The sequence below is a fragment of the Paraburkholderia nodosa DSM 21604 genome (genome assembly GCF_000519185.1).
Classification (GTDB): domain Bacteria; phylum Pseudomonadota; class Gammaproteobacteria; order Burkholderiales; family Burkholderiaceae; genus Paraburkholderia; species Paraburkholderia nodosa.
The window spans coordinates 149,363-171,017 of sequence record NZ_JAFA01000012.1 but is presented as its reverse complement, the minus strand read 5'-3'; the positions used below and the strand labels follow the sequence as shown (position 1 = coordinate 171,017).

Annotated in this window: 21 protein-coding genes; 11 read left to right on the top strand and 10 right to left on the bottom strand. The window is 64.1% G+C overall.

Annotated elements, in window-relative coordinates; genetic code table 11:
- Nucleotides 1–46: 46 nt before the first annotated feature.
- Nucleotides 47–226, bottom strand: coding sequence for a hypothetical protein (locus A3CW_RS0119740; protein WP_028205111.1), 180 nt, complete (start codon nt 224–226; stop codon nt 47–49).
- A 510-nt stretch (nt 227–736) separates the two neighbouring features.
- Here A3CW_RS0119740 and A3CW_RS0119735 point away from each other — a divergent pair.
- The gene (locus tag A3CW_RS0119735; protein WP_028205110.1) at nt 737–1,390 is read left to right on the top strand and encodes a TetR/AcrR family transcriptional regulator; all 654 of its coding nucleotides are present in this window, start codon (nt 737–739) and stop codon (nt 1,388–1,390) included.
- 348 nt (nt 1,391–1,738) lie between these two features.
- On the top strand, nt 1,739–2,086 hold the full coding sequence (locus tag A3CW_RS0119730) for a hypothetical protein (RefSeq protein ID WP_028205109.1): 348 nt from the start codon (nt 1,739–1,741) through the stop codon (nt 2,084–2,086).
- A gap of 50 nt (nt 2,087–2,136) precedes the next feature.
- Here A3CW_RS0119730 and A3CW_RS0119725 read toward each other — a convergent pair whose 3' ends face one another.
- Nucleotides 2,137–2,748: an NIPSNAP family protein gene (locus A3CW_RS0119725; RefSeq protein ID WP_028205108.1), complete on the bottom strand. Its 612-nt coding sequence runs from the start codon at nt 2,746–2,748 to the stop codon at nt 2,137–2,139.
- A 117-nt stretch (nt 2,749–2,865) separates the two neighbouring features.
- On the opposite strand from A3CW_RS0119725, the gene A3CW_RS0119720 reads away from it, so the two are divergent.
- Nucleotides 2,866–3,732: a LysR family transcriptional regulator gene (locus A3CW_RS0119720; RefSeq protein ID WP_028205107.1), complete on the top strand. Its 867-nt coding sequence runs from the start codon at nt 2,866–2,868 to the stop codon at nt 3,730–3,732.
- Between the two features lie 19 nt (nt 3,733–3,751).
- On the opposite strand, the gene A3CW_RS0119715 is transcribed toward A3CW_RS0119720, so the two are convergent.
- Nucleotides 3,752–4,123, bottom strand: coding sequence for a winged helix-turn-helix transcriptional regulator (locus tag A3CW_RS0119715; RefSeq protein ID WP_028205106.1), 372 nt, complete (start codon nt 4,121–4,123; stop codon nt 3,752–3,754).
- Nucleotides 4,124–4,287: 164 nt separating this feature from the next.
- On the opposite strand from A3CW_RS0119715, the gene A3CW_RS46910 reads away from it, so the two are divergent.
- Both A3CW_RS46910 and A3CW_RS0119705 read left to right on the top strand, forming a co-directional pair.
- Nucleotides 4,288–5,130: an alpha/beta fold hydrolase gene (locus tag A3CW_RS46910; protein WP_081771724.1), complete on the top strand. Its 843-nt coding sequence runs from the start codon at nt 4,288–4,290 to the stop codon at nt 5,128–5,130.
- A gap of 317 nt (nt 5,131–5,447) precedes the next feature.
- On the top strand, nt 5,448–6,893 hold the full coding sequence (locus A3CW_RS0119705; protein WP_028205105.1) for an MFS transporter: 1,446 nt from the start codon (nt 5,448–5,450) through the stop codon (nt 6,891–6,893).
- Nucleotides 6,894–6,962: 69 nt separating this feature from the next.
- Here the strand turns inward: A3CW_RS0119705 and A3CW_RS0119700 are convergent, their stop codons facing one another.
- The 4 genes from A3CW_RS0119700 to A3CW_RS0119685 all read right to left on the bottom strand — a co-directional run bounded on the left by A3CW_RS0119700 (nt 6,963) and on the right by A3CW_RS0119685 (nt 10,652).
- Entirely contained in the window at nt 6,963–7,868 is a 906-nt protein-coding gene (locus A3CW_RS0119700) for a LysR substrate-binding domain-containing protein (RefSeq protein WP_028205104.1), read from the bottom strand.
- Between the two features lie 203 nt (nt 7,869–8,071).
- Nucleotides 8,072–8,455, bottom strand: a complete 384-nt coding sequence (locus A3CW_RS0119695; RefSeq protein WP_028205103.1) for a VOC family protein — start codon at nt 8,453–8,455, stop codon at nt 8,072–8,074.
- A gap of 13 nt (nt 8,456–8,468) precedes the next feature.
- Nucleotides 8,469–9,446 carry a hydroxymethylglutaryl-CoA lyase gene (locus tag A3CW_RS0119690; protein ID WP_035513323.1) on the bottom strand — a complete coding sequence of 326 codons (978 nt, stop codon included), beginning with the start codon at nt 9,444–9,446 and terminating at the stop codon, nt 8,469–8,471.
- A gap of 15 nt (nt 9,447–9,461) precedes the next feature.
- Nucleotides 9,462–10,652, bottom strand: a complete 1,191-nt coding sequence (locus A3CW_RS0119685; protein ID WP_028205101.1) for a CaiB/BaiF CoA transferase family protein — start codon at nt 10,650–10,652, stop codon at nt 9,462–9,464.
- Nucleotides 10,653–11,001: 349 nt separating this feature from the next.
- On the opposite strand from A3CW_RS0119685, the gene A3CW_RS0119680 reads away from it, so the two are divergent.
- Entirely contained in the window at nt 11,002–11,961 is a 960-nt protein-coding gene (locus A3CW_RS0119680; RefSeq protein ID WP_028205100.1) for a D-2-hydroxyacid dehydrogenase, read from the top strand.
- A gap of 45 nt (nt 11,962–12,006) precedes the next feature.
- Here A3CW_RS0119680 and A3CW_RS0119675 read toward each other — a convergent pair whose 3' ends face one another.
- From A3CW_RS0119675 to A3CW_RS0119665, 3 genes are all read right to left on the bottom strand, one after another.
- The gene (locus A3CW_RS0119675) at nt 12,007–12,255 is read right to left on the bottom strand and encodes a hypothetical protein (protein WP_028205099.1); all 249 of its coding nucleotides are present in this window, start codon (nt 12,253–12,255) and stop codon (nt 12,007–12,009) included.
- 210 nt (nt 12,256–12,465) lie between these two features.
- Complete coding sequence (locus A3CW_RS0119670) at nt 12,466–13,794, bottom strand: MFS transporter (RefSeq protein WP_028205098.1); 1,329 nt, start codon at nt 13,792–13,794, stop codon at nt 12,466–12,468.
- 91 nt (nt 13,795–13,885) lie between these two features.
- On the bottom strand, nt 13,886–15,523 hold the full coding sequence (locus A3CW_RS0119665) for a gamma-glutamyltransferase family protein (RefSeq protein ID WP_028205097.1): 1,638 nt from the start codon (nt 15,521–15,523) through the stop codon (nt 13,886–13,888).
- A 154-nt stretch (nt 15,524–15,677) separates the two neighbouring features.
- On the opposite strand from A3CW_RS0119665, the gene A3CW_RS0119660 reads away from it, so the two are divergent.
- The 5 genes from A3CW_RS0119660 (at nt 15,678) to A3CW_RS0119640 (ending at nt 21,646) form a co-directional block, all read left to right on the top strand.
- Nucleotides 15,678–16,541, top strand: coding sequence for a LysR family transcriptional regulator (locus A3CW_RS0119660; protein WP_028205096.1), 864 nt, complete (start codon nt 15,678–15,680; stop codon nt 16,539–16,541).
- Nucleotides 16,542–16,795: 254 nt separating this feature from the next.
- A complete protein-coding gene (locus tag A3CW_RS0119655; protein ID WP_028205095.1) occupies nt 16,796–17,101 on the top strand; it encodes a hypothetical protein in 306 nt (101 codons plus the stop codon).
- A 207-nt stretch (nt 17,102–17,308) separates the two neighbouring features.
- Nucleotides 17,309–18,925, top strand: a complete 1,617-nt coding sequence (locus tag A3CW_RS0119650) for a phospholipase D family protein (protein WP_081771723.1) — start codon at nt 17,309–17,311, stop codon at nt 18,923–18,925.
- A gap of 127 nt (nt 18,926–19,052) precedes the next feature.
- Nucleotides 19,053–20,480 carry a purine-cytosine permease family protein gene (locus tag A3CW_RS0119645; RefSeq protein ID WP_211254068.1) on the top strand — a complete coding sequence of 476 codons (1,428 nt, stop codon included), beginning with the start codon at nt 19,053–19,055 and terminating at the stop codon, nt 20,478–20,480.
- A gap of 107 nt (nt 20,481–20,587) precedes the next feature.
- Nucleotides 20,588–21,646, top strand: coding sequence for a porin (locus tag A3CW_RS0119640; RefSeq protein WP_028205092.1), 1,059 nt, complete (start codon nt 20,588–20,590; stop codon nt 21,644–21,646).
- Nucleotides 21,647–21,655 lie beyond the last annotated feature (9 nt).

Below are 21,655 nucleotides of genomic sequence, written 5' to 3'. Positions count from 1 at the left end.
GCGATCGGCTTGCTGTCAAGGAGTGACGAATACCCTCCAGCCCTGGCTAGTCCCGGCGGCGGCCGGTCCCGAGATAGTGTTCGATGGTCGCCTCGTCGATCGGCAAGCCGCCGGGATCCGCCATCTGGCTCGACGCCCAGATATAGAGCAGCCATGAGCCAGCGCCGCGCGCCGCAGCGCGGGAGATCGGCCAGAATTTGCGTTCGACCCAGCGAACGAGTCGCATGCGGGTGTTCGTCCGTCTCTTGGGCATTGCCTTCGTCCTCATCCGAATTCGCGTCGAGTCAGCTCCGCAGTGCCTGCGTGCCCATACAGGGTCCGGGACGGGCTGGGGGGAACACCCGCCATGAACCGTCTACGTGACGGAAAAATCGCATCGACAACGTCTCGGCCCCTCGCGCGACCTCGATGCGTATGCAGCGATTCGCGCAGGCCCGCTCGCGCCTGACCGTGGCGCTCACTCCCGCAGGCCCCAACCACTTGTCGACGATTCCATGCAGGGAATCCGTTCGGCTTCTCATCGCAGTTCTCCTGGCATCACCACGCCTTGGTCTTTTGACCAAATAATAGTTGTCACATGACCAATAACGCAAGAATGGGATGGCCAGGCTTTTCACCTAGTAGAAACGCTTTGATACGGGAATTCGACGCATGCCGCCCGTCCACTGGAAAAAGCGTACAATTGGTCAACCGCAATGTTTACGCGCAACAATACCCAGTCGTCTGACCAAATACGATGAAATCTTTGACCATTGCGCTCGATTGCGCCGGTGAAAACGACAAGAAGGGAGCACAACGCGGGCGGCGCGAGACGCGCGTGCCCGAGATTCTCGAGGCGGCGATACGTGTGTTTGCAAACGAAGGCAACGCGGGCTTCACACAACGGCGGGTGGCCGCCGCCGCCGAGGTGCGACTCGCGACCTTGCAGCACTACTTTGGCAGCCGCGATTCGCTTTTGCAGGCAACCATTGCCGAACTAGCCAAGCGCTATTTGAGCCGTTTCAGGCAAATCGCCGAAGATGCGTCACGCGCACCGGAAGCGCGGCTTGAAGCGCTTCTCGACGAGACATTCGATGCCCTCACGGGTCCCGGGAATGTGGTGAGCCCTTTCGCACTTGAAGTCTGGTGCCTCGCCGAGCACCACGAGATGGTGCGGGAGATGGACGAAGCGGTCAGCGGCGAATTTCAGACGTTGTTCAGCGGTCTTGTCGCCCAGATGAATCCGAAGCTCGCCACCAGTGAATGTCAGATACGAGGCGCGCTCATCTACTCGCACTGGCAGGGCTTGATCGTGTTCCTGCGGCGTGCGGGGCGCAATACACCGAACCTGCGCTCGTTCAAGCATGCAACGCGAGTGGTCTGGAACGCGCTCAGCACGGCGCCTGCTTGACCCGTTCGGCGCGGCAAGGCGCAGGTCAAATCGCAATGGCCGGACCGAATTGAGACTATCGACTACTTGTCGCTGCGGAACCCTACATTGGGCTCCTCGAAGCGCGCTTCGAACAATGACAATCGTCTGCACTCAACGCACGGCAGTCGTCGCCCCTTACACGTCGCCACCCTTGAGCGGCTACCGAAGGGGCATGTCCGCGAAGCCGTGCACTGACTACGGGCGCTTCTTGACCTTCGTACATCCCCCTCACCTCGTCTCGGCGTCTGTAGGCCGCCGCAGCGCCTGCCGCAGGCGACGGAGGCAGCGCTCGAATACGTCGCGCACGCCCTCGGTCACCCCATCTACGTGCGCTGGACGCTCACGGCGCTGAAGCGTGGCTGCCCGTCGCTCGCGGACGCGAAACGCGAGCACCCCGCCGTGTTCGCGCTGCTGCTCGAATACGACGTGACCATCGAGTACTGGGAACATGGGCGCCTGCGCGTCGTGCCGGCGGCCTCGGCCCCGGACGCCACCACCGTACTCGCGCGGGCGCTGCGTCAGCATCGCCGGCGCTTCCGCCTGGCGTCACCCGGAGATGCCCCGGGCGGCGCCCTGGCCGCGCAGCATCCGGCCAACGAAGATGACATGCTGCAGCCCGCCGGCGTCGAGCCCGGTTTAGCGCCCGTCAGCTTTTCCTTTAGTTACCGCAATTGACTCGCAATCGAACCCGACTCAGAGCGCGATCGGCAAGCTACCGGACGAAGTCAACGAAGCGGCGAGTCGACGGTCGGAATCCAGATCGTGGAAGTCGCTTCGTGGAATTGCTCCGGTCCGCCTTTCGGCGGCCAGATGCCGTCGGCAAACGATTTGGCGCGAATCGCGATGCGCTCATCGAGGCTGTTCCAAGGCCAGATGTGCGTGATGCGCGGCGCGCCATCGAGCGCATACATATTGAGTGTCAGCGGCGACCGTTTTGAGCGCTCGGGCATCGCCGCCTTCCATGCCTCGATGGTCGGCGTCAGTCCGCCTGGCTTGAGCCAATAGGTCCGGAACTCGTAGTACTTGCCGAACACTCCCGGCTCGACGGCCGGGAGAAACGGAAAACCGGCGTAGCTCTCGCTCTCGAACGTACACGCACTGCTGGCGGCCCCGAACGGATCGGGATGGTGCAACTCGCGGTACCGTTCGCGCGCCAGTTCTTCCGCATCGGCAAAGCCGCGCAGAACGCGCACGCTTCCGAGCCGGCCGTTTTCCGAGGTCCAGATCCCGAGCCTGCGTCCCGTGGCCACCGGACGATCGAGCCACGTCTGCGCATTCGCGATCACCTGCGGAAGCTTCAAAATGTGCGACGACAGCGTAGTCAGTTCGTAATGCATAGCGAATCTCCTGAGTCCATGAACGCCCCCTTCGGACGTCCTTGACGAACGAGCTTAGACTGGTCCCATTCAGAGGAGAATTCCCTCTTTGCTCACACATTCTGTCTGGAAATAACCATGTTCGACTGGCAGGATCTATGCTACTTTGTCGTGCTCGCGCGCGTGGGGACGCTCTCCGGCGCCGCGGGCGCGCTGTCGGTCGAACATGCGACCATCGGGCGGCGTGTCGCGTCGCTGGAGACGGCACTCGGGTTGAAGCTCGTTTATCGCCTGCCTCGCAGCGTTCGCCTGACCGAGGACGGCAAAGCGATCGCCGCGCTGGCCGCACCAATGGTCGAAGGCGCGCTGGCGGTCGAGGCCCATGCGTTGCGTGCTTCCTCCTCGTTGTCCGGCACGGTACGCATCAGCGTGCCGCCTACCCTCGGCAGCCATTGCATCGCGCAGCACATGCGCGCGTTCCGCGAAGCCAACCCAACTGTGAAGATCGTCATGGAAGGTGCCGCCGGCATCGCACCACTGGATCGCGGTGTCGCCGACGTTGCCATCCGGATGGTCGAGCCCAAGGAAGGCAGCCTGGTCACGCGGCGGATCGGGGCGATCCGCTTCGGCTTGTATGCCAGCCATGACTACGCCTCGCGCCCCGCGGCGCAATGGGAGTTCATCGCTTATGACGCGTCACTGGATCATGTGAGTCATCAGCGCTGGCTGCGCGTCTATCTCGACGGGCGCCCCATCGTATTCGAAACAGGCGATGTGATCGGCCAGCAGGCGGCGGCTCGAAACGGTGTCGGCGTCGCGCTCCTGCCGACGATGATCGGCGATGGCGACACGGCACTCGTCAGGGTCGGCGGGCCCGCAGCGCCGCCGGAAACGCCGCTTTGGCTCGTGACCTATCCCGACCTCCGTCGCACGCCGGCCGTCAAGGCCGTCATGGCATTTCTGGTGGAATGTGTCGGCGGCGAACCGCATTTCTCTGATTCTTAGACATCCTGTTTAATCGAAGTCACTGACCTTCCCTTTGATCGTAGGCATCCCGGGCGTGCTCAATCTCGTCCAGATGCTTGATCGACCAATCATATACGGCGCCAAACGGCACTTGCAGCGTGCGCCCCAATTCGGTAATCGAATATTCGACCGCCACCGGCGAGGCATGGATCACTTCGCGCGCAATCAGACCATTGCGCTCGAGACGCCGCAGAGCCTGCGTAAGCGCCTTGTGTGTGATGCCTTCCAGCCGCCGCTTGATTTCATTGAACCGTGTCGGTTTCTCCGTGAGCAGCGTCAGGATCATCACCGACCACTTGTTGGCCACCTGATCGAAAAACGAACGCGCGGCACAGTCCGCAAAGAATACCGAGTCAACCTCGCAAGCCATACAGATATCCTCCTGTATATCTACGCACTTCGCGGTGCGTAATTGACCGTAGATCTCCAACGTATACCATGAGTATCACGCATATTGCTTCGATCCCTGGCGCCTGAATGGCTCTGCCTGGGCGCAAAGCGCCCGATCGGCTCGATCACCACGGAGAATACAGAATGGAAGCAGGCCCGAGCAGTTCGGCACTACTCGACGTAGCCGATTTCGCTGTTCCAACGAACGTATCCACTGCACGACTTTCTGCATCGGACCGCGGCACTGGGAAGAACGTGATGTTTTTGCACGGCTGGACCTGCGATTCCCAGGACTGGAGTGAGCAATTGCACTTCTTCGAGCGCAGGTATCACGTCGTCGCCGTTGATCTGCGCGGGCACGGCGCGTCCGAGGTTCCGCCGTCCGGCGCTTATTCGCCGAAGGACTATGTTGCCGACATCGAGGCGCTGATTGCGACGCGCTACCCGAACGAGCGATTCATCGTCGTGGGACATTCGATGGGCGGCCAGATCGCAGCCCGTCTCGCAGCGCGCCGGCCCGATCTGGTCAGCGCCGTCGTCTCCGTTGACGCGCCAATTGGATTTTCGGGCGATGCCGCTGAAGTCTTCGAGAAAACTGCGCATGAGCTGAACACAGGCGATCCTCGCGCCGTCGTCGCCGCGTTGTTCGAGCGCGTCTACGGGCCCGCGACCGATCCGGCTCACAAGCGTCGGCACGCGAGCCGGCTGCAAGCCATGCCGCTGCACGTCATTCGCGAATCCTTCGCCCCTTTGTTCTTCGGCGACGATCAGATAGGCATCGGAGACGCGAGCGCAAGATTCTGTGCAGGCTTGCAGGTCCCGTTCTATCACCTGTGTGTCGACCCAGTCCAGGCCGACGCCATGCGGCCGTGGTTCTCCCACCCAAAATCGAAAGTGCAAGCATGGTCCAACGCGGGGCATTGGATCATGCAGGACTGCCCGGACGACGTGAACGCCGCTGTGGCTTCATGGATAGATTCGCTTTAGCCGATCGCCATTTACCTCCGCCAGGGGCGCCCTGTGATGGTATGACGGACCGCAGCCGCGACGCGGATCATCGTCAACTGCGGCGCCTCTCCGGGGCTCGCAAAAGCAAAGTTGGGCGCAGTTCGGGCGCAAAGGCGCGCCGCGAACGCGCCGCCCCGCCCCAGCCTTTCCCGGCGGGAAAGCACGCTTCACCCTTCCTCAATTTTCGCGCTCGCGAAAATCTCCCACACTTGCCATCACGCCTGTTCCGTACCGTTCGTACGGAGTTGCGCGCCGACCGCGGCTCGTGACGCGGCATCGAAAATACTGGAGACAGCATGAACAGCCATCCCCTCGACCTCGGCGGCAGCGCGCCGGGCGAAGCGCCACGCCGCCCGCTCGCTGCGGAAGCCCCGTTTCAAAGCACCCAAGGCGTCACGCTCAGCAGCTTCATGGACGACATGCCCGTGGGCGCGCTGCACCGCTTCGTGGTGTGGGTGATCGGCATTGGCCTCTTCTTCGACATGTACGAGATCTTCCTCGTCAGTTCGATCGGCTCCGCGCTGCAGAACGAATACGGACTCGATGCGCACAGCCTCGCGTTCAAGCTCTTGCTGGCCTCCGCCTTCGTCGGCATGTTTTTCGGCTCGCTTTTCCTCGGCAGTCTCGCCGACCGCATCGGCCGGCGGCGCGCCTTCCTGTTCACGCTCGTGTGGTACAGCGCGTTCTCGCTGCTCGCCGCGTTTTCCGTGAACGCCACCATGCTCGTGGTCTGCCGCTTTCTGACCGGCGTGGGCGTCGGCGCAATCTATCCCGTGGCCGATAGCTTCCTTTCGGAAATCCTCCCGAAGGAAAAACGCGGCAGGATGGCCGCGTGGGCCTATACCACCTCGTATGTCGCGGTGCCGCTGGTCGGCTTCCTCGCGGTTTGGCTCAACCCGATCCATCCTGCCGGCATGGCGGGATGGCGCATCATTCTCGCCATCGGCAGCCTCGGCGCCCTGTTCGTGCTGGCCGTGCAGCATCGCCTGCCGGAAAGCCCGCGCTGGCTGCTGGCGCAAGGCCGCGCCGACGAAGCCTATGCGATGCTGGGCCGCTTCGCGCAAAGCGCCGGTGCGCCGATGCCGAAGCGCTTCGCCGAACCGCAAACGCGCCAGCACCCGCTGCGTCTCTCCGAGCGCATTGCCGTACTGCGGCGCGCGCCCTATGACAAGCGCTATATCATGCTCGTCGTGTTTCACCTGTTCCAGGCCTTCGGCTACTACGGCTTCGGCACGCTTGCGGGCGTCGTCGTGAAAAGCCGCGGCATCGACGTGACGGGCAGCACGCTGTTCGTCGCCCTTTCGTTTCTCGGCTACCCGATCGGCTCACTGCTCTCCGTGCCGCTGCTCAACTGGATCGAGCGCCGCACGCTCGTGATCGCCTCGCTCATCTCCATTGCGATTTTTGGCCTTGGCTTCGCGTACTCGGGACAGGCTGCGCTGATCGTTTGCTTCGGCGTGCTGACGACCTGCGCGTCGAATGTGTTCAGCAACGCTTACCACGTGTACCAGGCCGAGATTTTCCCGGCCAGCGTGCGCTCGACGGCGATCGGCAGCACCTATTCGCTCTCGCGCATCATGAGCAGCGCCCTGCCGTTCATCCTGTTGCCGGTGCTCACGCAGCACGGCCCGATCGCGATGTTCGGCGTGATCTCCGTCGCGCTGGCCATCGTCGCCGTGACCCTGCGTGCGCTCGGCCCCCTCACCACGCGGCGCAGCCAGGACGAGATCAATCCGGTCTGACCGGCCGATGCCTCGAGCGTCCCTCTATCAACGGGGCGGCCTCCGCGTCATGCGGGGTCGCCCCGATTTTCATTGCGCCGCGCGCGCCGACATGTAGTCGAACAGGCTCACGATGTCCGAGCTTGGCGCGCTATCCGCCTTCATACCGACCCAAAGCGTGCGCGTAGCCCACGTGTCCGCCAGCTTGACCTTGACGACGCCGGCCTTGCCGCGCTCGTCGCTCACCGCGTCGCGCGGCAGCACGCCGATCCCCAGCCCCGCTTCGATCATGCGAAACACGCCGTCGAAGTTCGAGGCCTGGATGCGCAGCTTCAGCGATCGCTCGATGGCAAATGCCGCGTCCGTCATGCGCGCGAGCAGCGAGCTGCCATCGCTCAGGCCCACGTAGTCTTCGTCGAGCGTATCGGCGAAGCGAATCACGTCGAGTTGCGCAAAGCGGTGACTGCGCGGCACGAGCAGCACGAGTTCGTCGCGGCGATAGAGCCGCCGCTCGATGCCGGGCGCGGGCACATTGTCGGCGAACACGCCGAGGTCGGCCTTGCCCGCGCCGAGCGCCTCGACGATTTCGTGGCTCAGCCGCTCTTCGAGACTGACCTTGATGCCCGGATGCTCATTCAGGAAGCAAGCGAGATCGACGGGCAGAAACTGCACGATCGCCGACGTATTCGCCCACATACGCACGTGCCCGCGCACGCCGGCGGCGTAATCGCTCATTTCGGTGGCCATGCGATTGACCTGATCGACCACGCGCGTGGCGTGCTCCAGCAGCGCATGCCCCGCGGGCGTGAGATCCACGCCGCGCGCGCGACGGAGGAACAAGGCGCAGTCGGTCACGCTTTCGAGTTCGGCAATGCGCTTGCTGACGGCCGAAAGCGTGAGCTGCCCGTGCTCGGCGGCCTTGGTGAGGCTGCCGTGTTCCGCGACGAGCAGAAAGACCCGCAGCGACTGCAGATCGAAGTGAAGTGGATTGACCATGATGAATGGGGCAAAGCCGGCGCGAGAGACGATTGTCCTGCATCGCGGGCCTGGGAGGAAGTGCAGATGTGGGAATGGAGAGGCGGACGTGCTGCGATGCACGCCCGCGTGCCGGCCACGCGGGCCGGCGTGCTCGCCGCCCAACCGGCGCCCCCCGGCTCAACGGCGAAAACGGCGAAAACTGGCGAGAGGGATAAACCGCTCTAGATCGGCTCGGAAATTTCGATGAGATTCAGATCCGGGTCGCGCACATAGACGGAGCGAATCTTCTGCGTCGCGCCCGTGCGCTCGACCGGACCTTCGACGATCGGCCAGTTCATCTCTGCGAGGTGCGCGATCACCGCATCGAGCGGTACCGCGGCGATGAAGCACAGATCGAGGGCACCCGGCACCGGCACATGCGCCTTGGGCTCGAATTCCGCACCGCGCACATGCAGATTGATCTTCTGGTTGCCGAAGCGAAACGCGAGCCGCCCCGCGCCGAAGGTCTCCAGTTGCATCTGCAACACTTCCGTATAGAAGTGCTTCGTAGCCTCGGGGTCCACGCAGGTCAGCACCAGATGGTCGAGGTGGTCGATCAACGCCATGCTTCGCTCCTTGTCATGAGTACGCGCGTTGTACGGGCATGCCCTGCGCCTGTTCCGGCACCGGATGCAGGTCGAGGCGGCGGCCGGCCTTGAGAATCTGGCTGGGCACGTCGTGGCCGATCAGGCCGGGCAACAGCGCGGCGGCATCGAGCACGGCGGCGAGATTGACGCCGGTGTCGTAGCCGTCGAGTTCGAGCATGTGCACGAGTTCTTCGGTGCACACGTTGCCGCTCGCGCCCGGCGCGTACGGACAGCCGCCAAGGCCGCCGAGCGAGGCGTCGAAGCGCACGATGCCCGTATCGAGCGCAGCAAGCGTGTTGGCGAGCGCCATGCCACGCGTATTGTGGAAGTGCAGCGTCAGTTCGAGCGCGCCGAACGCCTGCGCAGCGCTTTCGCACAACGCACGCACCTGCGCGGGATGCGCCATGCCGGTCGTATCGCAAAGCGTCACGCCCTGCACGCCCAGTTCGGCGAAACGCTGCATCCAGCCGAGCACGTCCTCCACGGGCACGTCGCCTTCCATCGGGCAGCCCATTGCTGTGGAGAGCGAAACATTGATCGCCACGCCGGTGCCGCGCACCGCGTCGATCACGTCGCGCAACTGCGCGAACGACTGCTCGCGCGTCATGCGCAGGTTGGTGCGATTGTGGGTCTCGCTCACCGACATCACGAGATTCACTTCATTCACGTTGCACGACAGCGCGCGCTCCGCGCCCCGCACGTTCGGCACAAGCACCGTATAGACGACGCCCGGCACGCGCTTGATGCCATGCATCACCGCCTCGGCGTCGCGCAGTGCGGGGATCGCCTTGGGCGACGTGAACGAGGTTACTTCGATCTTCGCGTAGCCGCAGGCGCTCAGGCGGTCGATCAGCGCGATCTTGTCGTCGGTGTCGATGAAGGTGGCTTCGTTCTGGAAGCCGTCGCGCGTCGCGACTTCGTTGAGATACAGCACCTTGCCCTTGAAGTTTTCTTTATTTCCGCTCGTCATCTTGCCGCTCTCCATTCAGATCACACCGCGCGCGCGCCATGCTTCGCGCGTTGCGGCGTCCACGCCTATCGATTCCAGCACCGTGTCGGTATGCTCGCCGAGCTTCGGCGCACTGCGCTCGATCGTACCTGGCGTGCCGCACAGCTTGGGCACCACGCCCGGCACCTGCACCGCTGTGCCGTCGGGCAAGGTGTCGTCCACGATCATCTCGCGGGCGTGGTAATGCGGATCGGCCGCGATGTCCGCGACATCGTAGATGCGGCCCGCCGGAATGCGCGCTTCGTTGAGCGCCGCGAGCACCTGGTCGAGCGTGTGCCGTGCGGTCCATTCGCCGATCGCGGCGTCGATGCGCTCGACCTGCGCGACGCGTCCGTCGTTCTGCGCGAGCGCCGGATCGTTGCCCATGTCCGGGCGGCCAATCAACTCCATCAGGCGGCGATAGATGCTGTCGCCGTTGCCCGCGATCAGCGCGTACTTGCCGTCGCTGCAGCGGTAGGCGTTGCTCGGCGCGATGCCGGGCAGGCTGCTGCCCGCCGGCTGGCGCACGGCGCCGAACACCGAATACTCGGGCAGCAGGCTTTCCATCATGTTGAAGACGGACTCGTAGAGCGCGACGTCCACGACCTGGCCCTTGCCGCCCTGCTGCTCGCGGTGCCGCAGCGCCAGCAGGATGCCGATCACGCCATGCAGCGCGGAGAGCGAATCGCCGATCGAGATGCCCACGCGCACCGGCGTGCGCTCCGGCTCACCGCTCAGGTGACGCAGGCCGCCCATCGCTTCGGCGACCACGCCGAAACCGGGCCGGTCGCGATACGGGCCCGTCTGCCCGTAGCCCGAAACGCGCAACATGACGAGGCCGGGATTGATCGCGCTGAGTTCGTCCCAGCCGAGGCCCCAGCCTTCGAGCGTGCCGGGGCGGAAATTTTCGATCAGCACGTCGGTTTCCGACACGAGACGGCGAATCACGTCCTGCCCCTCGGGCGTGCGCAGATCGAGCGTGATGGAGTCCTTGTTGCGCGACTGGGCGGCCCACCAGACCGACGTGCCGTCGTGCAGCAGGCGCCACTTGCGCAACGGATCGCCCACGCCGGGCGGCTCCACCTTGATGACGCTCGCGCCGAACTCGGCGAGCATGCGGCCAGCAAACGGACCCGCGATGAGCTGTCCCAGCTCCAGAACGCGGATTCCTTCGAGTGGTCGTGGCATGGCTGTGTCTCCTGTCGACCAGAGTTGGCGCTTTAGCTGTCGATCAGAGTTAGCGCTTTAGCGCTTACTCTGATCCCATGCAAAGCTCCTGACTCTGGTCCCATGAAAGGGGTTATTTCGGACTGTCTGCGACTGACTATGAGAGACATGATGAACCGGACCGCACCCTTTGATAATCGATGCTTGCTCAATCTGGCTTGAGCAAATGGAAAGGCTGCGCGAACGCCTCTGGCGCGGCGCTGCTGCGAATTTCCTCATCGGAAACTCAGTTGGCGGATCGAGCAAGCCAGCCGGGCACCCGGTGCGCGACAATGCAAGAACTGCCCCTCTTTCGCTCAGGCCAGACACCATGCACGTCGTTTTTCTCGATCGCGCGACGCTCGCGCCCCAGACGCGGCTTCGTCCGCTGCCTTTCGACCACACCCTGGAAACCTTCGAGCGCACCGCGCCCGATGAGATCGCCGCCCGCATTCGCAACGCCGACATCGTCATCACGAACAAGGCGCGCATCAGCGCCGAAGCGCTAGCTGGCGCGCCCCGCCTGCGCATGGTCGCCGTCGCCGCTACGGGGACGGACAACGTGGATCTGCACGCCTGCGCGACGCGCGGCATCGTCGTGCGCAACGTGCGCGACTACGCCGGCAACAGCGTGCCGGAGCATACGTTCGCATTGATATTCGCGCTGCGCCGCAGCCTGGCCGCGTATCGCGATGCCGTGCGCGCAGGCCGCTGGCTCGAATCGGGACAGTTCTGCTTCTTTGATTTTCCGATCCGCAATCTCGCGGGTTCGACGCTCGGCGTCATCGGCGACGGCGCATTGGGACAGGCCGTTGCGCAAATGGGACGCGCGCTGGGTCTGCGCGTGCTGTTCGCCGCGCGCAAGACGCGCAACGACGCGCAAGCGGGCTACGTGCCGCTCGAAACGCTGCTCGAAGCAAGCGACATCATCACGCTGCACTGTCCGCTCACCGTGGAAACGCGCGATCTGATCGACGCCACGGCGTTCGCGCGCATGAAGCGGCGGCCCTTGCTGATCAATACGGCGCGCGGGGGACTCGTGAACGAAGCGGCGTTGGTGGACGCCCTGCAAAGCGGCGCGATCTCAGGCGCGGGCTTCGATGTCGTGACGCAGGAACCGTTGCCTGCCGATCATCCGTTTCAGGCCATCGTCTCGCATCCGGCGTTCATCCTCACACCCCACGTTGCGTGGGCGAGCGATGAAGCCATGCAGGCGCTTGCGGATCAACTCGTTGAAAATATTGCGGCGTTTTACGAAGGCAAGCCGCGCAATCTGGTCAGTGCGCGTTGAGCGCGAGGCGCGGCAACCGCAGCGGGGTTGCCTGCGCCTGAATCATCAGGCCATTTCCGGCTGCTTGGCTTGCCACCATTCGTCGACAGCCTGCTTCGCCGTTTGCTCGACCACGCTGAGCGCCATCAGCACATCGATCTTCAGCTTGGGAATCGCAAGCTCGACGCAAGGCAGCTTGGCCGTTTCCACTTGTGCGTCAACACCTTCCAAAACCGCGCGGCACAGCCATTGCGTGTCCGTCGCGTCTGCTTTCGCTTCGACAGTGACTCGAAAGCCACGATATTCGACTGCCATATACTCTCCGGGAACCTGACAAAACGTAATGCTCGCCCCGCCGGACGGCGGTGAGGGGGCGACTATATCACCACTTTCGTGACGCTTCAGCGAGGTCTGCACGAAGTCACGAAGAAGGCGTGCAAGAACACCGCGCCCGCATTCACGCCCTGTTTTAAAGGGAGATTCTGCGGGCACAATGACAATCGGGTCAGTTCGGACTTCAGACTTTCAGCTCGCGAGCGTGGTCCGCATCGAAGCCTGCCGCATCGTCCGCCAGCCGACGATTGCGAGCGAAACACCCGAGATCACGGCCGCGAGCGAAACGTAATACGCGGGCGCGAGCGTATCGCCCGTTACGTGAATCAGCACTTCGGCGATCGTCGGCGCGAAGCCGCCAAAGAGCGTCACGCCAAGGCTGTACGCGATGGAAAGCCCCGCCGAGCGCACGCGCACCGGAAAGATCTCCGACATCAAAGCGGGCATCGGGCCCGAATAGGCCGCCTTGAAGATGCCCGCCGAGCCCTGGAGCACGAGCAGCCAGCCGAGCGTGGGGTGACGCTGCAACAGCGCGAACATGGGATACGTGAGCGCCGCAAGCAGGATCGACGTGGTCAGCATGATGCGAATGCGCCCGATGCGGTCCGAGAGCGCGCCCATCACCGGCGAAAGCGCGAACTGCAGGCCGCCGTTGAGCACGACCACGCCGAACGAGGTTGCCGCCGCCATATGGAGTTGCTTCACCGCGTACATCGGCATGTAGAGCTGGAGGATGTACACGCCAACAGTGGACTGCGCAACGATGCCCACCGCGAGCAGCAGGTTCACCCATTGGCGGCCGAGGCCCGGCTCATTCGTTGCGCGCGCATCTTGTCCGCTGTGCGCTTGCTGGTTCGCGATGAATTCGGGCGTCTCATCCAGATGCGAGCGGATGTACCAGCCCACCGGCCCGAGCACGAGCCCGAAGAAGAACGGCACGCGCCAGCCCCACGCCTGCAGTTGCTCGGGCGGCAGCCACGCTGCGAGCACGCCGCCGAACGACGCCGCGAGAATCGCGGCCGCGCCCTGGCTCGCGAACTGCCAGCTCGCGTAGTAACCGCGCCTGGCGGGGCTGTGCTCGACCATGAACGCCGTCGCGCTGCCAAACTCGCCGCCCACCGCAAAGCCCTGCACGAGGCGCGCGAGCAGGATCAAGAGCGGCGCGGCGATGCCGATCGACGCATACGGCGGCATGACCGCCATGGCCAGCGTGCCCGCCATCATGAGGGCAATGGCGAGCGTGAGCGCGGCCTTGCGCCCCTCGCGATCGCCGTAGATACCCAGCACGATCGCGCCAAGCGGACGCATGAGAAAAGAGATGCCGAAGGTGCCGACCGCCAGCAGCGTGGAGAGCCATTCGTCGTGCACGGGAAAGAACTGCTTCGCGATGATCGGCGCGAAGTAGCCGTACACGAGAAAGTCGAACCACTCCAGCGCATTGCCGATCGACGAGGAGAACACGATGCGGCGCACCATGCCGCGGCTGAGCGGCGCTCTCGAAACCGATGACCCGGTCTCCATGTCAGTCTCCTCCTTTTTTATTTGGTCTACTCATTGTTTGCCGTGAACCGCGAGCGAGGCATTCCCGCTCGCGGCAAACGCTGCTCGCCGCCTAGAAGCCCGCTGCGAGCCCGTCGCGGCGCGTGTCGCTCGCGGCGACATAGCCGCGCTCGGGATCGTTGCGATCGAGCTTCCAGATGAACTGGCCCGAGCCGAAGTCCATGTACGGATCGTCGATGCCCTTGATCTCGTGGCCGAGCCCTTGCAGCGCGCGCGCCGTCTGCGGGTTGAAGGTCGATTCGATATCGAGCGTGAAGTCGCGGTTGACCTTCCAGCGCGGCGCATCGCACGCGGCCTGCGGCTGCTGGCCGTAGTCGAGCATGCGCACGACGGACTGCAAATGCCCTTGCGGCTGCATGTCGCCGCCCATCACGCCGAAGCTCATCACCGCTTCCTGGCGGCCGTCCACCTGCTGCGTGAGGAACGCCGGAATGATGGTGTGGAATGGGCGCTTGCCGCCTTCCACGACGTTCGGCGAGACCGGGTCCATCGAAAAGCCGCAGCCGCGGTTCTGCAGCGCGATGCCCGTGCCCGGCACGACCACGCCCGAACCGAAGCCCATGTAGTTCGACTGGATGAAGCTCACCATCATGCCGCGCTCGTCCACGGCGGAGAGATAGATCGTGCCGCCCGAGCGCGGCATGCCGAAGTCGAACTGCGTGGCGCGCTTCGGGTCGATCAGCTTCGCGCGCTCTTTCAGGTAGGCGTCGTCGAGCATCTGCTCGGGCGTGACTTCCATCGAACGCGGATCGGCAACGTAGCGATAGACGTCGGCGAACGCGAGCTTCATGGCCTCGATCTGCAGATGCTGCGATTCGAGGCTGTCGAGCGCGAGCGAGCCCATGTCGAACTGTTCGAGAATGCCGAGCGCGATCAGCGCCGCGATGCCCTGCCCGTTGGGCGGAATCTCGTGGACCGTGTAGCCGCGATAATTCTTGCCGATCGGCTCGACCCATTCCGGGCGATAGTTGCGCAGGTCGTCCAGCGTGAGCGCCGCGCCGCCTTCGCGCGCAAACGCGGCGATGCGCTCGGCGAGTTCGCCCTCGTAGTAGTCGCGCGGACCGCGTTCCGCGAGGCGCCGCAGCGTGGCGGCGTGGCCGGGAAAGCACACGCGCTCGCTCACTTCGGGCGCGCGGCCGCGCGGCATGAAGGTCTCGGCAAAGCCCGGCTGATTGTGCAATTCGGGAATCGCCGCCTGCCACTTGCGCGTGACGATGGTCGCCACCGCATGGCCGCGCTCCGCGATCTCGATGGCCGGCTCCATCAGGTCCGCGAACGGCAGCTTGCCGAACTTCGCATGCAGCGCTTCCCAGCCCGCGATCACGCCAGGCACGGTCACCGTGTCCCAGCCGCGTTTGGGCTGCTTCGCGAGACCGTTTTCCTCGCCGTATTTGCGGCGGAAATAATCGACGCTCCACGCCGCCGGCGCATTGCCCGACGCGTTCAGGCCGTGCAGCTTCGCGCCATCCCACACGAGCGCGAAGCAGTCGCTGCCAAGGCCGTTCGATACCGGTTCGACCACGGTGATGGCGGCTGCGGCGGCGATGGCGGCGTCGACGGCATTCCCGCCTTTCCAGAGCATGCGCAGCCCGGCCTGCGCGGCAAGCGGATGCGATGTCGAAACGATATTGCGGGCGAACACCGGCAGGCGCGGCGTCGGATAGGGGTTTTGCCAGTTGAAGCGCGTCATGGAAGTCCGGATTCCGGTAATGAACGAAAGCAGCGGCACGCGCACCGCCGCACTCAGTTGCGGCGCGCACGGCTCATGCCGATCTATCGATTATCTTGAAGGATCAGGCAAAAAAATATTAATATTTTATTCCCGACACTTAAGTTTTATTTACATGCTAACCCTACGTATGCTGCGCACCTTGCAGGCCGTCGCGCGCAGCGGGTCGTTCGCCACGGCGGCGGAAAAAACGGCGCTCACCCAGGCGGCCGTGAGCCTGCAGATGCGCGGGCTCGAAGAGGCGCTCGGCCGGCAGATCTTCGACCGTCGCGCACGCCAGGTCGCGCTCACGCGCGAAGGCCGCGAGATCTGCGCGAAGGTCGAGCACATTCTCGCGCTGATCGACGAACTGCCCGCCAGTGCGGGCGACACGATGCACGGCTCGATCATCATCGGCGCGGTGGTGTCGGTGATCGGCGCGCTTTCGCTGGCCGTCGCGCATCTGAAAACGGGCCACCCGGAACTCGAAGTGCGCCTCACCTCGGCGCGCTCGAACGAGCTGGCGCGCATGGTGGAAGACGGCGACGTGGACCTCGCCGTCGTGGTTGGCAGTGCAGACGGTTCGCTTCACGAGTCACTCGCGTGGACGCCGCTCTACGAAGAGCCTCTGATGCTCGTGACGAGCCGCGCGACGCCCGGCGACGATGCGCGCCGCATCCTGCGCGAGCGCGGTTTTCTGCGCTTCGACCGGCGCGTGCCGACGGGCGTCGTGATCGACCACGCACTGCGCGAGCTAGGCATCGAACCGCTCGAATACCTGGAGCTGAACTCGATCGAAACGATCGTCTCGCTGGTGCGCAACGACGTGGGCGTGAGTGTGTTGCCCGTACTGCAAGGCGGCAAATGGCAGAGCGATCCGAATCTGCGGCTCATGCCGCTTCCCGGGCGGCCATTCATCCGCACGGTGGGGATGATTCACCGGAAAGCACACAAGCAGACGTTGCTCACACAAACGATTGCAGACATGCTGCGTCGGTGACAGAACGCGTAACCGCGACCATCTGTCATGCAAATTCCTCAATGGCCTATGAACAGGCGCATCGCGGCCGCACTGCCACGTCGCTAGAGCCTCCCTCGGGTTGACCTGCCTCAACTCGAAAGTAAAATGAAAGCTCTGAAAAACAAGAGCAGCCGAGGCCACCCGCCTCGGATCGCTCGACAGGCCCCGCCCTCGCTCTTACCGGAGCATGAGCATTAGTTAGCAATACAAAGTTATTTGCCGGAGAGAAACTCATGAAAGTCAGAACTCGCACCGTTGCCGTCGTCGCCATCGTGGTCAGCGCCCTGTTTGCGGGCCAGGTGTTTGCGCAGACCCCCGCACCGGCAAGCAAGGAAGGCCAGCCCGCCGCCACGGTGACGCATAACGACCCGATCGTCCAGAAGCGCATGGAAGTTCGCGAGGCAAACCGTCAACAGCGGGCCCGGACAGCGGAGGCGCGCCAGACCTTCAACCAGGAAGCGCGTGACGCCAGGGCCGAGCGCAACCAGTCGGCGCAAGACTCCCGCGCCCGCGCGCAAGCGGCGCTCGACGCGCACTAAGCTCGCACCACCCACGCGTTCGCTCCTAGGCCTGTTCACATCAATAACGGCTCCCCAAACTAGACAAATTCATTCCAGGGGCTGGGCTGTACGCCTGGCGTGGTGCCTGCCACGCCAATCGCGTAAGCTGACGTCGTTGCACGCTCACTCGCGAAGCCCCGCGCTTCGCGCCTCGAAGCGGGATCGACACGGACAAGCGAACGCTCCATGCAAAGATCGCTCATCGCGCTGGCTGCAAACGGGTTGCGAAAACTGTGCGCCATGGCGTTGCCGCTATGCGCAATCGCGCTGGCCACAGGTCTTGCCGCGTGTCAGCAGCTACCTCCGCTCGGCGAGCGCACGCAAACCACGGCGCTCACGTCAGCCGAGGCGCGATCGACTCAGCTTGGCAAAGCCGTAGCGGCCGAACTCGCCACCCACCCCGACTTCACCGGCATCGACCCGCTCGCGAACCCGCTCGACGCCTTCGCCTCGCGCGTGGCGCTCGTGCGCAACGCCCAGCGTACGCTCGACGTTCAGTACTACATCTGGCGCGACGATCTTACCGGCACGTTGTTGCTCGAAGAACTGCGCGAGGCCGCCGACCGCGGCGTACGTGTGCGCCTGCTGCTCGACGACAACGGCATTCCGTCCTCACTGGACCCCACGCTCGCGGCGCTCAATGGACATCCCAACATCGAGGTTCGGCTCTTCAATCCGTTCGCCACGCGCAAGCCCAAAGCCATCGGCTTTCTCACCGACTTCTCGCGGCTGAACCGGCGCATGCACAACAAGTCGCTCACGGCTGACGGCGTGGCGACCATTCTTGGCGGCCGCAATATCGGCGACGAATATTTCGGCGCGACCGACGGCGTCGTGTTCGCCGACCTCGACGTGCTCGCCATCGGCCCCGCCGCCACCGATGTCGCGAACGACTTCGACCGCTACTGGGCCAGCGCTTCGTCATACCCCACGTCGCAAATCCTGCCGTATGTGGCGCCCGATGCACTCGCCACGCTCGATCGCGCCGCGCTTGCCGCGCGCACCGATCCGGCCGCGGCGCAATACATCGAATCGCTGCGCAAGACCACCGACGTGCGCCGCCTGCTGGACGGCACGCTGCCGCTCGAATGGGCCAGGACGCAACTGGTCAGCGACGACCCGGCGAAAGCGCTCGGCACGGCGCCCAAAGAAACGCTCATCCTCAGTCAGCTCCACGAGATCATCGGCGATCCGCACCGTGAACTCGATCTGGTTTCGCCGTACTTCGTGCCCGGCGAGGTCGGCACGCAATACTTCACCCAGCTCGCCGCCCAGGGCGTGACCGTGCGCGTGCTGACGAACTCGCTCGAGGCCACCGATGTGTCCGCCGTCCATTCCGGCTACGCGCGGCGTCGCGTGGCACTGCTCAAAGGCGGCGTGGAGCTGTTCGAGCTGCAGCGCGCGGCGGGCACCAGCAAGGCTACGGACAAAGCCACGGGCAAGGGCGCAGGCAGCGGTCCGTTCGGCAGCACGGGGTCGAGCCTGCACGCCAAGACCTTCGCCGTGGATGCGGAGCGTGTATTCGTCGGCTCGGTGAATTTCGACCCGCGCTCGGCCAACCTCAACACCGAACTCGGGCTCGTGATTGACAGCCCGGTGCTCGCCACCCAGATCGAAAAAGCGTTCTGGACCCGCGTGCCGCAGCTCGCGTATCAGGCGCACCTCGACGAGAACGGCAAGCTCTACTGGACGCGCCTCTCCGACGATACGGTCATTCGCTACGACACCGAGCCGAACACCACATGGAACCAGCGACTGAGCGTCTGGTTCTTCTCCGTCCTGCCTATCGAGTGGCTTTTGTAAGCCACCCATCGGCAGGGTTATCCCCAATTTCTCCGAAGTTGTCTATACAACATCATGCGGACATTCCCATCGTCCGCGGTTCGCGGGCGCCCTGCACTCACCCCAATGTTCGGAGCCGTCCGTGGCCATGCCTGAATCCGTCGCCAACCTCGAAACCGATGGCCGCAAGATCCTGGAAACGCGTTCGATCGACTACATCCCCGACGCGGAGCGCCACGGCAGCCTGTTCAGCCAGTTCACGCTCTGGCTTTCCGCGAACCTGCAGGTCACGGCGATCATTACCGGCGCGTTGGCCGTCGTGCTTGGCGGCGACGTCTTCTGGTCGTTGATCGCTTTATTGGCGGGACAACTCGTCGGCGGCACGGTCATGGCGCTGCACGGCGCGCAAGGCCCGCAACTCGGCCTGCCGCAGATGATTTCCAGCCGCGTGCAGTTCGGCGTCTACGGCGCCGCTATTCCGATCGTGCTCGTCTGCATCATGTATGTCGGCTTTTCCGCGAGCGGCACGGTGCTCGCCGGTCAGGCCACCGCGCAGCTGCTCAACGTTTCCGATACTTCGGGCATCTGCCTTTTCGCGGTGCTCATCGTCGTGCTGACGTTGCTCGGCTATCGCTCGATTCACTTCGTCGGCCGCATTGCCAGCGTGATTGGCGTGCTCGCGTTCGTGTTCATGTTCGCGCAGCTCTTTACGCATCACGATATCGGCGCGCTGCTGGCAAACCGCCACTTCTCGATCGCCAGCTTCCTGCTTTCCATGTCGCTTTCGGCTTCGTGGCAGATCGCATTCGGCCCCTACGTTGCCGACTATTCGCGCTACTTGCCGCACTCGACTTCGCCCCTGCGCACGTTCCTCGCCGTCGGGCTCGGCTCGGTGATCGGGGCACAGGCGGCGATGGTGTTCGGCGTGTTTGCGGCGGCGCTCGCGGGCCACGCGTTCGCGCACCATGAGGTGGCGTACATCGTGAGCCTTGGCGCGAGCGGCGCGGTCGCCGCGATGCTCTACTTCAGCATCGCGTTCGGCAAGCTCACCGTCACGACGCTCAACGCCTACGGCAGCTTCATGTCGATGGCGACGATCGTGAGCGCGTTTCGCGCGAAACGCGCGATCTCGACGCACCATCGCTTCCTCTACATCATCGGCATGGTGGGCATCTCGACGCTCGTCGCGCTCGCGGGCCGCCACTCGTTTCTCAAGGAATTTACGGCGTTCATCCTGTTTCTGCTCGCGTTCTTCACGCCGTGGAGCGCGATCAATCTGGTCGACTTCTACTGCTTCACGCGCTCGCGTTACGACGTGCCGGCGCTCTCGAATCCCGATGGCCGCTACGGCCGCTGGAACGCCAAAGCCATTGGCATCTACGTGCTCGGCGTGCTGGTGCAAATGCCGTTCATCTCGACGAGCTTCTATACGGGCCCCTTCGTCGACGCACTCGGCGGCACCGACATCTCGTGGATTCTCGGCCTGATCGTGCCGGGCGTGCTCTACTACGCCGCCATGCGCCTCACGCCGCCGGTCATTCCAGAACGCCTGATCCTGCCGGTCGAGCAGGATTGAACCGCGCGGCGCAGCGCGCCGCTTCGCTGATCAACACCGTTCCCATACGCGCGGGTCTCACCACCCGCGCGTTCGTTTTATTCCGCCAATAAATAGTTGTACTGATAATGAAAAAGCAACCCGCTACGCCCCTTCGCCCCTCCGCTCGCACCATCAGAAGCACACTTTGCGCCACCGCACTCGGCCTCTTCGCGCACAGCGCGCTTGCCCAGGACGGCGTGACGCTCTATGGGCTCATCGACGAATTCGCCCAATACGTCAACACCGGCAACGGCTACACGGCAGCACTCGGTTCGAGCGGTCAATGGGGCAGCCGGTTCGGCCTCAAAGGCAAGGAGGACCTGGGCGGCGGGCAGACGCTGTCGTTCGCCCTCGAAAACGGCTTCAACCCCACGGACGGCACGCTGGCCACGAAGGGATCGCTGTTCGATCGCCAGGCATGGGTCGGCCTCTCGGGCGGCTGGGGCGAGGTGCGCGTGGGCCGGCAGAATTCGCCGCTCTTCAACGATCAAGGCGGCCAGGACGCTTTTGGCGGCGTGACGCAGGCTTCGGCCATGGACAACCTCACGGTGTTCACGTTCCGCACGAGCAACACCGTTTCCTATGTCACGCCGGAATTCGCGGGCCTTCAGGCAGGCATCTACGTGGGCTTCGGCGACGCAGGCGGGCTGCGCGCCGCGGGTTCGAGCCAGCAGTTCGACGTGACCTATGCGCACGGCCCGTTCGCGGCGTTCGTGGCGGGACAGTGGCTCAAGAACAGCGAGGGCAGCGCCACCGACCGCACGATCATGGCGGGCACCTCGTACGCGATCGGGCGCGCGACGATCTTCGGCGGCTACTCGGACATGAAATGGCCCGACCTCGCGTTGAATGGCTATACCGTGGGCCTTTCCGCGAAGTATCAGTTCAACGTGAACAATGCCGTGTCGCTCGGCTACGCCACCCTGCACGATCGTACCTCTCAAGGCGACAATGCCGACCAGATCGGCCTGATGTACGAATACGACCTGTCGAAGACCACGAACTTCTACGGCGCGCTCTCGTTCCTGCGCAACCGTAACCAGGCGAGTTACACGCTCGCCGGGGCGGCGAATCCGGGCCTGCCGCTCGCCTACCCCGGAGCGGATGCGCGCGGCGTCCAGATTGGCATCGTTCACCGCTTCTAAACGCAACAA